At 41.6% G+C, this 15,823-nt stretch carries 14 protein-coding genes; 7 read left to right on the forward strand and 7 right to left on the reverse strand.

The window, feature by feature from the left end; translation table 11 throughout:
- Nucleotides 1–57: 57 nt before the first annotated feature.
- Nucleotides 58–876, reverse strand: coding sequence for a PhzF family phenazine biosynthesis protein (locus tag A9Z07_RS08900; RefSeq protein ID WP_069577995.1), 819 nt, complete (start codon nucleotides 874–876; stop codon nucleotides 58–60).
- A 273-nt stretch (nucleotides 877–1,149) separates the two neighbouring features.
- Here A9Z07_RS08900 and A9Z07_RS08905 point away from each other — a divergent pair, with 273 nt between their 5' ends.
- Both A9Z07_RS08905 and A9Z07_RS17610 read left to right on the forward strand, forming a co-directional pair.
- Nucleotides 1,150–1,761 carry a DJ-1/PfpI family protein gene (locus tag A9Z07_RS08905; RefSeq protein ID WP_005258986.1) on the forward strand — a complete coding sequence of 204 codons (612 nt, stop codon included), beginning with the start codon at nucleotides 1,150–1,152 and terminating at the stop codon, nucleotides 1,759–1,761.
- Between the two features lie 13 nt (nucleotides 1,762–1,774).
- A complete protein-coding gene (locus A9Z07_RS17610) occupies nucleotides 1,775–1,939 on the forward strand; it encodes a DUF1427 family protein (RefSeq protein WP_081402415.1) in 165 nt (54 codons plus the stop codon).
- Nucleotides 1,940–2,018: 79 nt separating this feature from the next.
- Here A9Z07_RS17610 and A9Z07_RS08910 read toward each other — a convergent pair whose 3' ends face one another.
- The gene (locus A9Z07_RS08910) at nucleotides 2,019–2,639 is read right to left on the reverse strand and encodes a pentapeptide repeat-containing protein (RefSeq protein ID WP_069577999.1); all 621 of its coding nucleotides are present in this window, start codon (nucleotides 2,637–2,639) and stop codon (nucleotides 2,019–2,021) included.
- A 137-nt stretch (nucleotides 2,640–2,776) separates the two neighbouring features.
- Nucleotides 2,777–4,033: an NADP-dependent isocitrate dehydrogenase gene (icd, locus tag A9Z07_RS08915; protein ID WP_062846502.1), complete on the reverse strand. Its 1,257-nt coding sequence runs from the start codon at nucleotides 4,031–4,033 to the stop codon at nucleotides 2,777–2,779.
- 194 nt (nucleotides 4,034–4,227) lie between these two features.
- On the opposite strand from icd, the gene A9Z07_RS08920 reads away from it, so the two are divergent.
- A complete protein-coding gene (locus A9Z07_RS08920) occupies nucleotides 4,228–5,031 on the forward strand; it encodes a pseudouridine synthase (RefSeq protein WP_004770289.1) in 804 nt (267 codons plus the stop codon).
- Nucleotides 5,032–5,164: 133 nt separating this feature from the next.
- On the opposite strand, the gene A9Z07_RS08925 is transcribed toward A9Z07_RS08920, so the two are convergent.
- From A9Z07_RS08925 to A9Z07_RS08935, 3 genes are all read right to left on the reverse strand, one after another.
- The gene (locus A9Z07_RS08925; protein ID WP_047426813.1) at nucleotides 5,165–7,396 is read right to left on the reverse strand and encodes an NADP-dependent isocitrate dehydrogenase; all 2,232 of its coding nucleotides are present in this window, start codon (nucleotides 7,394–7,396) and stop codon (nucleotides 5,165–5,167) included.
- A 327-nt stretch (nucleotides 7,397–7,723) separates the two neighbouring features.
- Nucleotides 7,724–9,091: a heavy metal sensor histidine kinase gene (locus A9Z07_RS08930; RefSeq protein WP_069578075.1), complete on the reverse strand. Its 1,368-nt coding sequence runs from the start codon at nucleotides 9,089–9,091 to the stop codon at nucleotides 7,724–7,726.
- Nucleotides 9,084–9,770: a heavy metal response regulator transcription factor gene (locus A9Z07_RS08935; protein WP_069578002.1), complete on the reverse strand. Its 687-nt coding sequence runs from the start codon at nucleotides 9,768–9,770 to the stop codon at nucleotides 9,084–9,086. Before A9Z07_RS08935 ends, A9Z07_RS08930 begins: the two co-directional genes overlap by 8 nt.
- A 150-nt stretch (nucleotides 9,771–9,920) precedes the next feature.
- Here A9Z07_RS08935 and A9Z07_RS08940 point away from each other — a divergent pair, with 150 nt between their 5' ends.
- Nucleotides 9,921–10,613 carry an outer membrane protein gene (locus tag A9Z07_RS08940; RefSeq protein WP_062846506.1) on the forward strand — a complete coding sequence of 231 codons (693 nt, stop codon included), beginning with the start codon at nucleotides 9,921–9,923 and terminating at the stop codon, nucleotides 10,611–10,613.
- Nucleotides 10,614–10,730: 117 nt separating this feature from the next.
- Nucleotides 10,731–11,132, forward strand: coding sequence for a hydroxyisourate hydrolase (gene uraH / locus A9Z07_RS08945; protein ID WP_069578007.1), 402 nt, complete (start codon nucleotides 10,731–10,733; stop codon nucleotides 11,130–11,132).
- A gap of 36 nt (nucleotides 11,133–11,168) precedes the next feature.
- On the opposite strand, the gene A9Z07_RS08950 is transcribed toward uraH, so the two are convergent.
- Nucleotides 11,169–12,872, reverse strand: coding sequence for a M61 family metallopeptidase (locus tag A9Z07_RS08950; RefSeq protein WP_069578011.1), 1,704 nt, complete (start codon nucleotides 12,870–12,872; stop codon nucleotides 11,169–11,171).
- Between the two features lie 170 nt (nucleotides 12,873–13,042).
- On the opposite strand from A9Z07_RS08950, the gene A9Z07_RS08955 reads away from it, so the two are divergent.
- Together A9Z07_RS08955 and A9Z07_RS08960 are read left to right on the forward strand one after the other, a co-directional pair.
- Entirely contained in the window at nucleotides 13,043–14,362 is a 1,320-nt protein-coding gene (locus A9Z07_RS08955; protein WP_069578077.1) for a D-alanyl-D-alanine carboxypeptidase PBP6B, read from the forward strand.
- A gap of 93 nt (nucleotides 14,363–14,455) precedes the next feature.
- Nucleotides 14,456–15,742, forward strand: a complete 1,287-nt coding sequence (locus tag A9Z07_RS08960) for an NAD(P)/FAD-dependent oxidoreductase (protein ID WP_005259002.1) — start codon at nucleotides 14,456–14,458, stop codon at nucleotides 15,740–15,742.
- Nucleotides 15,743–15,823 lie beyond the last annotated feature (81 nt).

Consider the following 15,823-nt stretch of genomic DNA (forward strand, 5'->3'; position numbering starts at 1 on the left):
AAAAGCTGTTTATTTAAACAGCTTTTATCTTTGTTTTTGCACAATTTAAGCTAAAAATCAGATTGCCAGTTCAGCCTGCATATACAATTTTGCATAACCTGAAATTTCGATCCGTTCGTCAGATTCAATCACACAGTCTAAAATTCCACCACGTGCTGACGCCTGAAAAGCCACGAGTCGCGTCTGGTTCAACTTCTCGGCCCACAGCGGCACAATCGCAGTATGGATAGAACCTGTTACAGGATCTTCATCAATCCCGATCGCAGGTGCAAAGTAACGAGAAACACAATCAAACTTCCCCTCACCTCGCGCTGTAATCGCTACATCAGGTTGAGAGGCAGTAATCGCGGTCCGGACTTTACCTAAGCGTTTTAGTACTTCCAGATTAGGTTGTTCATCCAATACATCCTGTACCGTTTCATATTCAATAATATAAGCTTGAGGATTGCGATACACCGCTTTAAATGGTTTTGACAACCCTTCACGTAGTTCTGACGGGTAGTCAGACACTTGCTCTGCTCTACGAATCGGGAAGTTCATTTTGATTTTTCCATCAGCATCTTGGCTAACGATAAAAATACCCAGATCACGTACATGAAATTGAATTGTTGTTGCTTGGGTGAAATCCTTAAAAAGAACAAACGCACTGGCTAAGGTGGCATGCCCACAAAAGGCAACTTCCTCTAAGGGTGAAAACCAGCGAATCTCGTAATTACTCTCATCAATTGTCTTTACAAAAGCAGTCTCGGAAAGATTATTTTCCATTGCAATATTCTGCATCAACTGCTGATCCAACCAATCATCTACTACGATAACGGCTGCTGGATTTCCTTTAAATAATTCTTGGGTAAAAGCATCAACTTGATACATTTTCATGGCATAACGCTCGCTCTATTTTTCCATCATTTTGAACATCTGCTTGATAAATGATAGATACAGATTTTTCTAAATTTACGATACACCCATTATTTTGTCTTAATAGGCTACTAAATGCCTAAAAAACAAACCAAAATCAGCATCCGCTTGCTAACAGATCAGGCAAAAAGTCCAATGATTTAGCATAATTCAAAATAAGCCATACATAATATTCACAAACAAAAATTCACAGCTCTCTATGGTAGTACGCAGATGAAACTAGCGAGAAAAGAAATGCGTATTCCTGTTAATGCCATTGTATTTGAAGACTTTGAAACCCTCGATATTATGGGGCCTGTCGAACTATTCGGTTTGCTGCAAGAACATTATCAAGTGCAGTTTTATAGCCTGAATGGTGGTCTGATCTCCAACAAACATGGCGTTATACTGCAAACACAGCCATTTAAAGACATGACCGTCAATCAACATAGTATTTTGTTAGTTCCAGGCGGAATTGTCACTTTTGATTTAATCCAGAATCAGCCACTTCTCGATCAATTAAAAACGCTTGCGCTGCACAGCGGACATGTACTGACCATTTGCACAGGAAGTTCTTTGCTGGCTGCGACTGGTGTACTGGATGGCGTTCAGGCGACTTCTAATAAAATGGCGTTTGAGTTTGTACAAAAACTCAATGATAAAGTGCGCTGGCAAGCTCAGGCACGCTGGGTGATTGATGGAAAATTCTATACCTCATCGGGTGTAAGTGCGGGTATGGATATGACGCTTGCTTTTATTCGTGATACACAAGGCGAAAAAATGGCGCAACTTTGTGCCGAAGAAGCTGAATATATCTGGAATTGTAACCCTGAAATTGATCACTTCTGTAAAGTTAAAGCGGACTGATCAAGCATAGTTTATGAAGATTTACCTGTTATCACTTGCAGTAGGTATATTGGTTGGTGTGCTGTATTACGTTTTAGATGTCAAAGCACCTGCACCGCCAATTGTTGCTTTACTGGGTTTATTGGGCATCGTGATTGGTGAGCAATTTATCCCTTTTATTCGACTTTATTTCTCTTAAAGCAGCAATTTTTACTCAATCTCCCAAAAATGAGTGGCCCAAAACCACTCATTTTGAGCAAAAAATCATTCAACGATCCTTAGTCAATTCGGACATCAAAACCTAAATTTTCTGCAATCATTAAAGTTTGATCAAGGTTGATAATCGCCTCTTTAATTTGAGTCTCTTTCGGATCTAATGCACTCAAATCACTGCCTCTTAAATCACACTCGGTAAAATCTGCGCCGTGCAACCATGCACCCGATAAGTCGCTCTCTCGAACTGAACTTCCATGACATCGTGCCCCTGTCAAATCGGCCTCTCTTAAACGCGTTCGAAGAAAACAAGCTTTTTCTAAATCAGCACCCGGCAATCCAACAAAAGCCCAGTCACTGTCTTCGACCCGCATATGATGAAACTGGCAATCACTAAACATGCTGCCCACAAACTTACAGTCAGTAAATTTACTATCAAAGAAATTACAGAAGGCAAAGGTACAATTGATAAAAGCACTACTTTGATGAGATGAACCATTGAAACGCGCACGGCGAAAAGTACATTCATTAAATACTGCGCCAGTGCTGTGAGCCTCAGACATGTCTAAATCGACAAATAAAGTACGCTCATATTTTTGGTTACTGAGTACTTGCTCATACCAATCTAAACTGGCAATGCTGTCTGTCGTTTTAGGTGCAGCTTCACCATATTTTCTCTCAGCCATGATGTTCAATTTTTTATTTTAGAAGATTTAAAAAATATGCCATGCATTCAGATTTGTACATGCTTTTTCTGCATATCTTTAGTGCTTGATCAAATAAAAAGAGCGGATAAAACCGCTCTTCTGGTGAAAACAAACTATCAATCTTCCATGTGCTCAATAATAGCTTGTGCGAACTCTGAACAACGTAGCAAAGTTGCATTTGACATGAGACGTTCAAAATCATAGGTCACGGTTTTAGCCGAGATTGCACCTGAAATCCCCGTAATAATTAAATCTGCAGCTTCTGTCCAGCCCATATCACGTAGCATCATTTCCGCAGACAAAATAATCGAACCGGGATTCACTTTATCCTGTCCTGCATATTTCGGTGCTGTGCCATGCGTTGCTTCATATACGGCAATAGCACCACCAATATTCGCACCTGGTGCAATGCCAATCCCGCCCACTTCGGCTGCAAGTGCATCGGAAATATAGTCGCCATTTAGGTTCAGTGTGGCAATGACAGAATAATCCGCTGGACGCATTAAAATTTGCTGTAAGAATGCATCAGCAATCACATCTTTAATAATGATCTCTTTGCCCGTTTTCGGATTTTTAATTTTTACCCAAGGCCCACCATCCAGCAACTGTCCACCAAAACGTTCCATCGCAAGTTCATAGCCCCACTCTTTAAACGCACCTTCGGTGTATTTCATGATGTTGCCTTTGTGAACCAAGGTCACAGAAGGTTTATCATTATCAATCGCGAACTGAATTGCTTTACGAACTAAACGCTGAGAACCTTCTTTAGACACGGGTTTAATCCCGATCCCACACTCTTTTGGAAAACGAATATTGGTTACGCCCATTTCTTCTTGTAGGAATTTAATCACTTTTCTCGCTTCAGGAGAGTCCGCCTTCCATTCAATCCCCGCATAGATATCTTCCGAGTTTTCACGGAAGATCACCATATCGGTCAGTTCAGGATGTTGTACTGGAGAAGGCACACCTTTAAACCAGCGAACTGGGCGCACACAGACATATAAATCAAGTTCCTGACGCAATGCGACATTTAAAGAACGAATTCCACCACCTACAGGTGTGGTTAAAGGGCCTTTTATTGATATAATAAACTCGCGTAAAGCATCAAAAGTTTCTTCAGGCATATAGCTGCCGTAAATTTTGTCTGCTTTCTCACCGCAGTAGACTTCCATCCATTCGATCGAACGTTTGCCACCATAAGCTTTTAGCACGGCGGCATCTACTACTGCTTTCATTGCTGGTGTAATATCCACACCAATACCATCACCTTCAATAAAAGGAATGATCGGACGATTTGGAACATTCAGTGACAGGTCTGCATTTACTGTGATTTTGTCTCCGTCTGCAGGAACCACGATCTTCTGATAACCCATTTTGCAGGTTCTCCCTCATGTATTTAATGATTATGTCTATGCCTTCTATGGCATGCTTTTCGTTTTTTATTACATGAAACAGTTTAGTTCAAAACTGGTTTTTTTGAGATTTATACGGGAAATAACAACATTTTCCCATTAAATAAAAACCTTTATTGTTATGATGCCGCCCATAGCCAAAGCAGTATACAGATATGAAAATAGTCGTATTTAATAAACCTTATGACGTTTTGTCACAGTTCCGTGAGGATTCCGCTCACCTCACCTTTTCTCATTTTATCCATGATCCTGATTTACGTCTTGCGGGTCGACTTGATCTCGACTCAGAAGGCTTAACCTTCCTGACGGATCACGGCGGTCTGAATCAATACATTACCAATCCAGCCAATAAGAAATTTAAAACCTATCTTGCGCAAGTCGATGGCGATGTGACTGAAGAAGCATTAGAGCAACTTCGTAAAGGTGTGGAACTGGCTGATGGCATGACGTTACCAGCAAAAGCGCTTAAAGTAGATCAACCAGAATGGTTATGGGAACGTGATCCACCAGTACGTTACCGCGCCAATATCCCGACCAGCTGGATTGAACTACAAATTTGTGAAGGTCGTAACCGTCAGGTGCGTCGTATGACTGCTGCTGTGGGTTTCCCAACACTACGTTTGATCCGTACTAAAATTGGTGCAATCGATCTGATTCGTCTGGGCTTACAACCTGGTGAACAAACTGAAATTGAACCATTGCTTTATCCTGATTTTAAAGACCTGCCTGAAGATAAACCTTATCGCTCTCGTTCTTATGTGAAAAAACCAGGTGGTACGGGCGGTAAGCCAATGCACCAGAAAAAGAAAGAAGGTGATAAAAAAGACGGTGACAAGAAAAAATCAGGCACCAAGCGTATCTGGCAAATGGATGAAAGCGAAAAGCCACGTCGTAAGACCAATGGTACGACTCGTCCAAATACCAAAGCACCGCGCGGTCGTAGCCGTAATGGTCGTTAATCTTTAGAGATTATTTTAAAGCCCACGGAATGGGCTTTTTTATGAGAATCATCTGAGTCCTCATACACAAAAAAGCCGATGCTTTCGCATCGGCTTTTTAAATTACCAACAAAACTGTCAGTAATATTTAAACTTAAGCTGTTTCAAGTGTTGCATTAAGCGTAGCACTTGGACGCATCACTGCGTTTACTTTTGCAGGATCAATTGCATAGTAACCACCGATATCAGCAGATTGACCTTGTACTTGAGCAAGCTCAGCAACGATCTTCTCTTCATTTTCAGCAAGTGCTTTTGCAAGAGGCGCAAACTTCGCTTTTAACTCAGCATCTTCGTCTTGAGCAGCCAATGCTTGAGCCCAGTACAATGCCAAGTAGTAGTGACTACCGCGGTTATCAAGCTCACCTGTACGACGTGATGGAGACTTGTCGTTATCAAGAAGTTTACCTGTTGCCTGATCAAGTGTCTTCGCAAGCAATTTCGCACGGTTATTGTCTTCTTTAAGACCAAGCTCTTCTAAAGAAACAGCTAACGCAAGGAACTCACCAAGAGAATCCCAACGCAAGTGGTTTTCTTCTACCAACTGCTGAACATGTTTCGGCGCTGAACCACCTGCACCTGTTTCATACATGCCGCCACCCGCCATTAACGGCACGATTGACAACATTTTAGCTGAAGTACCCAATTCCATGATCGGGAACAAGTCAGTTAAGTAATCACGTAAAATATTACCAGTCACAGAAATGGTATCTAAACCACGTGCTACACGCTCAAGCGTATAACGCATTGCACGTACTTGTGACATGATCTGGATATCAAGACCTGCTGTGTCATGATCTTTCAAGTATTTTTCAACTTTCTTGATCAATTCATTTTCGTGTGGACGGTATGGGTCTAACCAGAAGATTGCTGGCATACCAGAGTTACGTGCACGTGTTACTGCAAGTTTCACCCAGTCACGAATTGGTGCATCTTTCACCTGACACATACGCCAGATGTCGCCTTCTTCCACATTTTGGCTCATCAACACTTCGCCAGTGTCTAGATCTGTGATGTTGGCAACGCCTGCTTCTGAAATTTCGAAAGTCTTGTCGTGTGAACCGTATTCTTCTGCTTTCTGCGCCATCAAACCAACGTTAGGTACAGTACCCATCGTACGTGGGTCGAAATTACCATTCCACTTACAGAAATTGATCATTTCCTGATAAATACGCGCGAAAGTTGATTCAGGCATAACTGCTTTACAATCGTAAGGTTTGCCGTCAGCACCCCACATTTTACCGCCACCACGGATCATTGCAGGCATAGAAGCATCTACAATCACGTCATTTGGTGAATGGAAGTTCGTGATGCCTTTCGCAGAATCAACCATTGCAAGTGCAGGACGGTGTTCTTGGCAAGCATGTAAATCTTCGATAATTTCTTCACGAAGTGAAGTTGGTAAAGTTTCGATCTTCTCGTAAAGACCCGCCATACCGTTATTTACGTTGATGCCTAACTCGTCAAATAATTTGCCGTGTTTTTCGAAAGCATCTTTGTAGTAAATTTTCACACAATGACCGAATACGATCGGGTGTGATACTTTCATCATGGTTGCTTTTACGTGTAACGAGAACAGGATGCCCGCTTCACGACAATCTTCAAGTTCTTTCTCATAGAAATCGCAAAGCGCTTTCTTGCTCATGAACATTGAATCGATGATTTCACCATCCTGAAGTGCAACTTTTGGCTTAAGCACAATCGTTTCACCAGACTTGGTGATGAGCTCCATTTTCACATTACGCGCACGGTCTAAAGTCATTGATTTTTCACCGTGGTAGAAGTCGCCTTCATCCATGTGAGAAACGTGAGTTTGTGACCATTGTTTCCACTCGCTCATTGAGTGCGGGTGTTTTTTCGCATAGTTTTTAACAGCAGCTGGTGCACGGCGGTCAGAGTTACCTTCACGCAATACTGGGTTTACTGCTGAACCAAGGCATTTACCATAACGCGCCTTAAGTTCTTTCTCTTCTTCAGTTGCTGGATTTTCTGGATAATCAGGAATCGCATAGCCCTTCGACTGGAGCTCTTTGATACATGCGGTTAACTGAGCAACAGAAGCACTGATGTTTGGAAGTTTAATGATATTTGTATCTGGGTCTTGCGTAAGACGACCTAACTCCGCAAGGTTGTTGTTTACCTTTTGTTCATCTTTAAGGTAATCTGAAAATTCTGCAAGTACACGTGCTGCAACTGAGATATCACTTTTCACAATCTCGATGCCAGCAGGCTTGGTAAAGGTCTCAATGATCGGTAGCAATGAATAGGTCGCCAATAACGGCGCCTCATCAGTCAGTGTATAAATGATTTTTGACTTTCCACCAGCCATATATAGCCCCTTGTGTTGGATTGAGTTATGGAAAACTGCGCTTGTGGCCCAGCTCCTAGAACCGATTTGCTTAAAACAAACTTGAGAGTATCAGTCTTCATAGCATACTAGTCAACGCCCTATCCCGTGATAACGACATTTCGCTAAAAAATACTACAATTTTATATAATAGATACTGTTAGTTCATATAATTTGGGCCAAATGTTGCCTTTTCAACTACCAAAGCGTTAGCGAGCTGAAAATGCCCAGTAAACTGATCATTTAGCAAACAAATAGGTGTTTACCTACAAATGTGCCTTATTTTGTCAGAATTTTATGAAACTTAGGTTAATTCTTTAGTGGTAGTCTTAACGTAAATGCCACACCTGCTGTCTGATTTTCAACTTCAGCACAACCACCATGCAACTGCATGATGGATTGAACAATCGCGAGTCCCAGCCCACCTGTTTGTGCTCTCTTATGTCGACTCTCATCAATTTGATAAAAACGGTCAAAGAGATAAGGTAAATGTTTTTCTTCGATCCAGATGTCATGCGTCACAATACGAATGACACAATCAGTCTGTTCCCGTTTTGCCTCTAAAGTAATCCGCCCCTTTTCTACACCATAGACAACCGCGTTACTGATTAAATTCGCAATCGCACGCTGGATAAGGGCTTCATTCACTCTCAAATTCATTTCATCAGGAAGTTGAAGCATCAAGCTCATCTGCCGTTCTTCGATCAGATAATCAAAATAATCCGTCACATCCCGAATCAATTGCAGGATATCTACGCTGCTTTTCTCAAGCCCTGCTTCCGTATATTCAGAACGTGCAATAAATAGCATGCTCTCAATCATTTTGGTCAATCGCTCGTATTCTTCCAAGTGCGAATACAGGAGATTTTCCAGTTCCTCAATCTGACGCGGTTGAGACAGCAAAATCTGTGTTTGGCCCATCAAATTATTGAGTGGCGTTCTCAATTCATGCGCAATATCTTCAGAAAACTGCGCCAACTTTTGATAATCCTGCTGAATTTTATCCAGCATCTCATTCATGGCATGACTGAGTTGTTGTACCTCGGTATTTGTGGTCTTGATCTGAATACGCTGATTAAGTTTTTGCACGTTGATTTTACTGGTTTCTGCAATCAATGCCCGCATCGAACGGAACATATAATGCCCGACCATAAAACCCAATAAACTCGATAATAGAATGCCCAACCCAGTATAAAAGGCGATTTTCCAAAAATATTGCTTCAGGGTTTGATTTGCTGCATACCATTGTTGACCTGCAATCAATTGATAATGCTGATCGCCATGTTGTACCAATTGAAATGCAAGCCGTGTCGTTGGCTGTTCAGGGCTATTATTCGTAAACTGGATTTTACTGGAATAATTTAAGCTCGGGATTTTGATGTTTAACGGATTGATTCGAATCAGGTCTTTACCTGCCTCTTTGACAATAAAAATACTGTCCTCATGCCCAACCATATTTTCATAAAGTTTAGGATATTTGCCCAAGATCTGAACGGTATAAGCATCTGTCAAAAACACTTCCATACGCTTAATCCGTGCGGCAAGTGCTTTGTCTTGCTGGATATAAACCATTTCACGAAAACTTTGATAAGACAATGTCCCAATACTGATAAAAACCACACATGAAATCAGGCTAAACGCGATTCTCAGACGCGAAGCCAGAGACAATCTATTCATCAGCATGGTCTTCTTTTAAATCAAATTTATAGCCCATCCCCCGAACTGTATAAATCAGCTTGGGAGAAAAGTGGTCATCAATCTTTGCGCGTAGACGACGTATCGCGACATCGACCACATTGGTGTCGGTATCAAAATTAATATTCCAGACCATAGAGGCAATTTGTGTGCGGGTTAACACCTCACCACGATGCTGTATCAACAATTGCAACAGCACAAACTCTTTGGCTGTTAAATCAATTTTAATCTCTGCACGATGGACTTCCCGACTTAAACGATTCAGGCTGAGATTGGCAATGCTATAAATTTCTTGTTCAATCTTGGGCACACGGCGTAATAAACTTTTAATGCGTGCCAATAATTCGATATATGAAAATGGCTTAACCAGATAGTCATCTGCTCCCAATTCCAGACCTTTCACCCGATCCATGACCTGATCTTTAGCCGTGAGCATGAGCACAGGAATTTTTGAAAATGTACGGAGCGTCTGCAACACTTGCCAGCCATCCAGTTTCGGCAACATTACATCCAGAATTAATAAATCAAAAGCTTCATCTTGCAACCGCGACAAAGCCTCCATGCCATCTTTTGCGATCGCACTGGTATAGCCTGATTCATTTAATCCTTTTGCCAAAAACTGCGCAATTTTGGATTCATCTTCGACAATTAAAATATGCATCCCACATCTTAACCTTTTTTATTCAGCGCAAAGATTACAAATCGGTAATTCAATTGTCATCATGAGCAGATGCATTTCTTCCTACCATGTCCAGAGGAAATAAAGATTTTTATCACCAAACACTCCTTCACGAATTTTGGAAAATTGCATATGGACAAAGGATTTACCCGCTTCGCTATTGGCTCTGTTTTACTTGTGACTGGCTCATTAAGCTATGCTCAAGATGCTGCTCTTTCTGGCTATTATCTCTCAGCAAAAGTCGCAGCAGCCCAACTCAAAGCTGACAATATGGAAACCAGCTTACGCCCAGGGATTGGCAAATTTATCGCAGGTGACGATCAAAAAGATCTAACCAATGCATCACTAGGGTTCGGTTATGACTTTGGCAATGGCTGGCGTACCGAAGGAGAATATACCTTTAAAAATGATGCAGAATTTACCAGCGGTTCAACCAACTTTCCAACCAGTCTCAACCATCATAAAGTCGAGACGCAGCGCCTGATGCTGAATGCTTATCGTGATTTTGAAGTCATGCAAAATGTCGCTGTATACGGCAATCTGGGATTAGGTGTTGCACGTACAGAATCTTCAGGCTGGCAAGGTAACGCCTCTCGCCAATATCTTTCAAATACCGAAACCCAACTGGTGTATAGCGTAGGTGCGGGTGCGAGTTATAAAGCAATTGATAACCTAAACCTTGATTTGGGCTACCGTTATGTCGACTTGGGTAAAGCCGATAGCGGTTTAAATAACTTCACCAATGCACGTAACTTGCAAGATGAGCAGATGAAAGCACATCTTTATTCAAGTGAGTTCTATCTCGGTGCAAGATACTCATTCTAAATTTGAAAGGCACTGATCAGCAGTGCCTTTTTTTGCGCTCGTATCCCATGTATTGCCCTCACAACAACTGATGGCGATACATACGAAAATATTAATCAAGAAAGGTGGAATATTGTGATGTATAAAAATCTATTCGCCATCGCAGCACTATCGGCTTCAAGCAGTTTATTCGCAGCGACAAACCCATTAAGTGTACATGTTCTCAATCAGCAAAATGGTCTACCTGCTACTGATGTCACCGTTGTGCTCGAAGCACAACAAAAAAATCAATGGGTGAAAATCAATCAGGCCAAAACTGATCAGAATGGACGAATTACAGCCCTTTATCCGACGCAACAACAACTAAAGTCGGGTGTTTATAAAGTGACGTTTAAAACAGGTGACTGGTATAAAGCGCAAAAGCAAAGTAGTTTTTTTCCTGAAATTCCAGTTATTTTTGAAGTTGACGGCACTTTACCGCACTATCATATTCCATTACTGCTCAGTCCTTATGGTTATTCCACTTATCGTGGCAACTAATAAAAAGGACGCTTGCCGCGTCCTTTTTATCAAGTCTTAACCTTTCAACCAGCGATCAACTTTTTGCTGGTCTTCAACTTTTAATTCAACCGTAGTCAATTCACTTTCACCCGCTTGAAGTTCAAATTGTAAAAGCTCATCACGACGGAATGCATAAACCGTAAATGTGCCTTGTTGTTTTGCATACTTGGCTAAAAGCTTCTCGGAAGCCTTCACACCATTAATCGCAAGGATCACATCATTTGCAGACAAACCTACTTGAGCGGCTGCGCTGTCACGACGTACTTGTTGTACCACCACACCTTCTGCTTTATCTACCACTTTCAAGCCAAAAGCCAAAGCCTTGTCATTTTTAAGCGTATAACTCAATCCAAACTCTGGGAACAATTGATCGAGTGGCAATTCATCGGTGGTGTTGATCAAGTGGTTGATTTGCTCAATCCAGTTATCACCTGTCAGCTCATTACATAATTCAAAAATGGTTCGTTCATTAACCTGAATACCCTGTTGGGTATTTTCATATAAACGACGCATTAAGGCATCAAGATTTGAACCACGTAAACGCAAGCCTAAATCTAAACAAAGTGCCACTAAACTGCCTTTGTTATAGTAACTGGTGCCTGCATTATTTGAGTTTTCATCCTGACGGTAGAACTTGATCCAAGCATCAAAACTCGACTCTGAAACCGATTGAATCAAACGGCCCGGATTCTGCAAATAACGATCAAGCTGTGCTTTTAAGAGATCTAGATAAGACTTCTGTGAAATCACACCGCTACGCAATAAAATCAGGTCATCATAATAAGAGGTAAAACCCTCAAAGATCCATAATAAGCTGGTATATCCCTCTTTATGTAAATCATAATTGGCAAAGTTTTCAGGGCGAATAAATTTAACTAACCATGAATGGAAATACTCATGGCTACATAAACCCAAGAAACGTTGATAATCTTTAGAAGGTTCTTCGGCTTCATCTGCTTTTGGTAAATCGTCGCGCGGTGTAATCAGGCTGGTGCTATTACAATGTTCCAGACCACCATAACTATTTCCAGTCGCCATGGTCATAAAGGTATAGTTCTGGAATGGCGCAGAACCGAACATATCAATTTCAGTCTGACAGATCTTTTTAATATCCGCTTCTAAACGGCTCATATTGGTCGTGTGTTTGCCCGAAATCACAAACTCATGAGGAATCCCGTTCGCATCAAAGCTGAAACGACTCTGCTCTGCCAGTTCAAACGGACTATCAATCAATTGATCATAGTTGTCTGCTTTTAGAGTAAAGCGTCCTTTAACCAGACTTTTAGTAGCCAGACCTGTTGCGATCTGGAAATGTTTTAATTCATCTGGCAGGAAAATTTCAACTTCACAAGGTGCCTGTTCCTGATCTTGCAAGCCCAAACAGATACATGCGGGATTAACATAGAAACGGGTCTGATCGACATAGGCACCACGCACCGATAAATCATAGGCATAAACGTCATATTCAACAGTAATCAGTTCATGATCGGTATTGAATAAACGCCAGCGATTCTTCTCGGTTTTTTTAATATTCAGTAAACGCCCTGCTTCATCAGAGGCTTTCACCGACTCAATATGCTTGGAAAATTCCCGAATCAGATAGCTTCCAGGAATCCAGGTTGGTAACCACAACTCTTGATTGGGATTGGCTAGAAAACGTAAGGTGACATGAATCAGGTGCTGGCGATAATCGTCGAACTCAATTTGATAGTGCAACATAATTTCTAATCATGAAAATAGGAACGGTTTCACACAGCTTAGCATTTTTTTACAAAGTCATGCGCAGATGTCGTAATTGTCAGCAAAAGTTGCTGGATTCTTCAACAAAAAAGTCATAGCATTCTCCTCTCACATTTAAGGCCACTGGATCGGCAATACAAGGTATGCACGTGAAATTTCTCCTCTCTCTCTTTACGTTGTTTAGTCTCGTTTGTGCAAATCTCGCACATGCAAACTTACTTAACATTGCCCCTGAAACAGTTGAAGCTGAAGCATGGTCAATCATCGATGCCCAGTCTGGACAAATCATTGCTGAACATAACAGCCATGTTCAGCGCGCCCCAGCTTCACTCACTAAAATGATGGTGGCTTATATCGCTTTAAAAGATATTGAAGCAGGTAAATTACGTAAAGAAGAAGTCCTGACTGCAACGCCTGTGGTCAGCACTGTGATGTGGGATGAATCACAAATGTATTTAAAAGCAGGTGAACAGATTTCTGTTGATCAGCTTTTAGCAGGTCTGATCGTGATGTCTGCCAATGATGCTGCTGTGACGCTTGCTGAAAAAATTTCTGGCAGCGTGCCACAATTCGTCGCGCGGATGAATCAGGAAGCACAGGCATTGGGAATGAAGGATACGCATTTCAGCAATCCAGCTGGAATCACCATGACCGATCATTACTCAACTGCCGCAGACTTGAGCCTATTAGCCAAAGCCATTGTGAAAGAAACGCCTGAATATTTGTATTATTCAAAAATGCCAAGCTTTAGCTACAACCAGCGTTTTCACCATGCCACTAACCTTGCCTTGAAAATGGATCCGACATCCGACGGTCTGAAAACAGGTTATACCAAGGCGGCGGGCTATAACCTTGCCCTGACAGCTGAACGTCCAACATTCAATCCACATGTCGAAAAACGTCGTCTGATTGTGGTGGTATTGGGAACACCAAGTGCAGTAAAACGTGCAGAAGTTGCACATAAACTGATGAATCTGGCCTACACCTATACCCGTGATGAAGAAGTGATTCCAAAGCAGAGACTGATTGCAGAATTGCCTGTGATTAAATCAACCTTGAAAATGTTTAAAGTCGAAACTCAGCAACCGACAATCGTGACTACATCGTTATATGGTCAGTCTGCTCCGATTGATTTGAATAGCTTTGATCTACTCACCCAACGTATTCATCTGATTGATGCGAACCAGCAAGTTACGACTGTTGAGCCGCTTCAAACCACCAATACTCGCATCAATATTGAACTGAATGAACAGCATTTGACTGCGCCTTTGACTCAGGCAATGAATCTGGCAACAGTTTCGATTTATCAAAATAACCAGTTGATTCGCAGCTTACAGATTGAAAATGATGTACAGATTGAAGAAGCCAATATTTTCCAGAAAATTGTGATCTGGTTCTCAAATCTGTTTTCATTCTTTTCGACCAGCGATAGCAAAACTGCCAAACTTTATCCTTTAAATCAAGGATAAAAAACCCACTATTTTTATCAAGATTAAACATACATTATTGAAAAAAGGATGGCATAATCCAGCCATCCTTTCACAAAAATAATTAGGTTAATCATGAGCAAAACCTTACATCATATCGTGATTGTGGGCGGTGGCGCAGGTGGTTTGGAACTTGCGACACAGCTAGGTGAACGTTTTGGCAGACGAGAGAAAGCCCGAATAACCCTAGTCGATCAAAATCTCACACACATATGGAAACCTCTCCTCCACGAAATCGCAGCTGGCTCGCTGAATCCTCACGAAGAACAAACCAATTATTTTGCCCATGCAGAAAAACATCATTTTGAGTTCGTGCTCGGCACACTTGTTGATGTGAATAAAGATCAAAAACAAATTAACCTTTCTCCCCCGCAGCTTTCTAAAGAACACACCCCACAAACTCAAACACTCAGCTACGACACTCTAGTACTGGCCGTGGGTTCTGTTTCAAATGACTTTGGTACAGAAGGCGTGCGTGAACACTGTCATTTTCTGGATAGCCGTCAACAAGCTGATATTTTCCAGCAGGATTTATTTCACCTCTATATCGAGGCACAAAATCAGTCAAATGAGCGAGCTTTGAATATTGGCATCGTCGGGGCTGGTGCAACAGGTGTTGAACTGGCAGCAGAGTTGATAGAAACCACCAAGAACTTCTATCGCTATGGATTAAAGAAAATTAATCCGAAGCAAGTCAAAATCACTCTCATTGAAGCCTCTGACCGCATCTTACCTGCCCTAAATGAAAAAACAGCAGCGCATAGCGCCAAGCAGCTTAAGAAAATGGGGATTGAGATTCTGACTCAGCATAAAGTCCAGAAAGTCGATGAAACCAATGTCTATTTCAGTAATGGAAATGTCATTCACTCAGATATTACGGTGTGGGCGGCAGGTGTTAAAGCGCCGAAAGTTTTAGAGTCATTCACTGATTTTAAACGGGATAAAATCAATCGCCTGATGGTGTACGCGACCCTGCAAACCTATTCTGATCCGAATGTTTTTGCTTTTGGTGATTGTGCAAATTGTCAGTTAGATGCACGCCAGCCACCGTTAGGTCCTCGTGCACAAGTGGCGAGTCAGCAAGCCACCTTCCTTGTCGATGCGATGGCAGCACGTTTATCAGGTTCTCCACAACCGATGTTCACATTTAATGACAAAGGTTCACTGGTTTCACTGAGTCGTAATCAGGCCGTAGGAGAATTGTTAGGCGATGTTAGCGTACAAGGCTTCATTGCCAAAACCATGTATGTTTCACTTTATCGAATGCATCAGGCCAATATTCATGGTTACACCCAAGCAGGCATGCTCACCATGAAAGATTTCCTGACGCGTCGTGTCCGTCCAAAAATTAAACTTTATTGAGTTGAAATTTGATATTTCGTCTCAATATTTAACTAAATCGTTTCAAAAAGTGGAAAATAGTCAACAAAAACTGTTTTTCAC

Source organism: Acinetobacter sp. YK3 (assembly GCF_001729365.1).
Classification (GTDB): Bacteria; Pseudomonadota; Gammaproteobacteria; order Pseudomonadales; family Moraxellaceae; genus Acinetobacter; species Acinetobacter vivianii.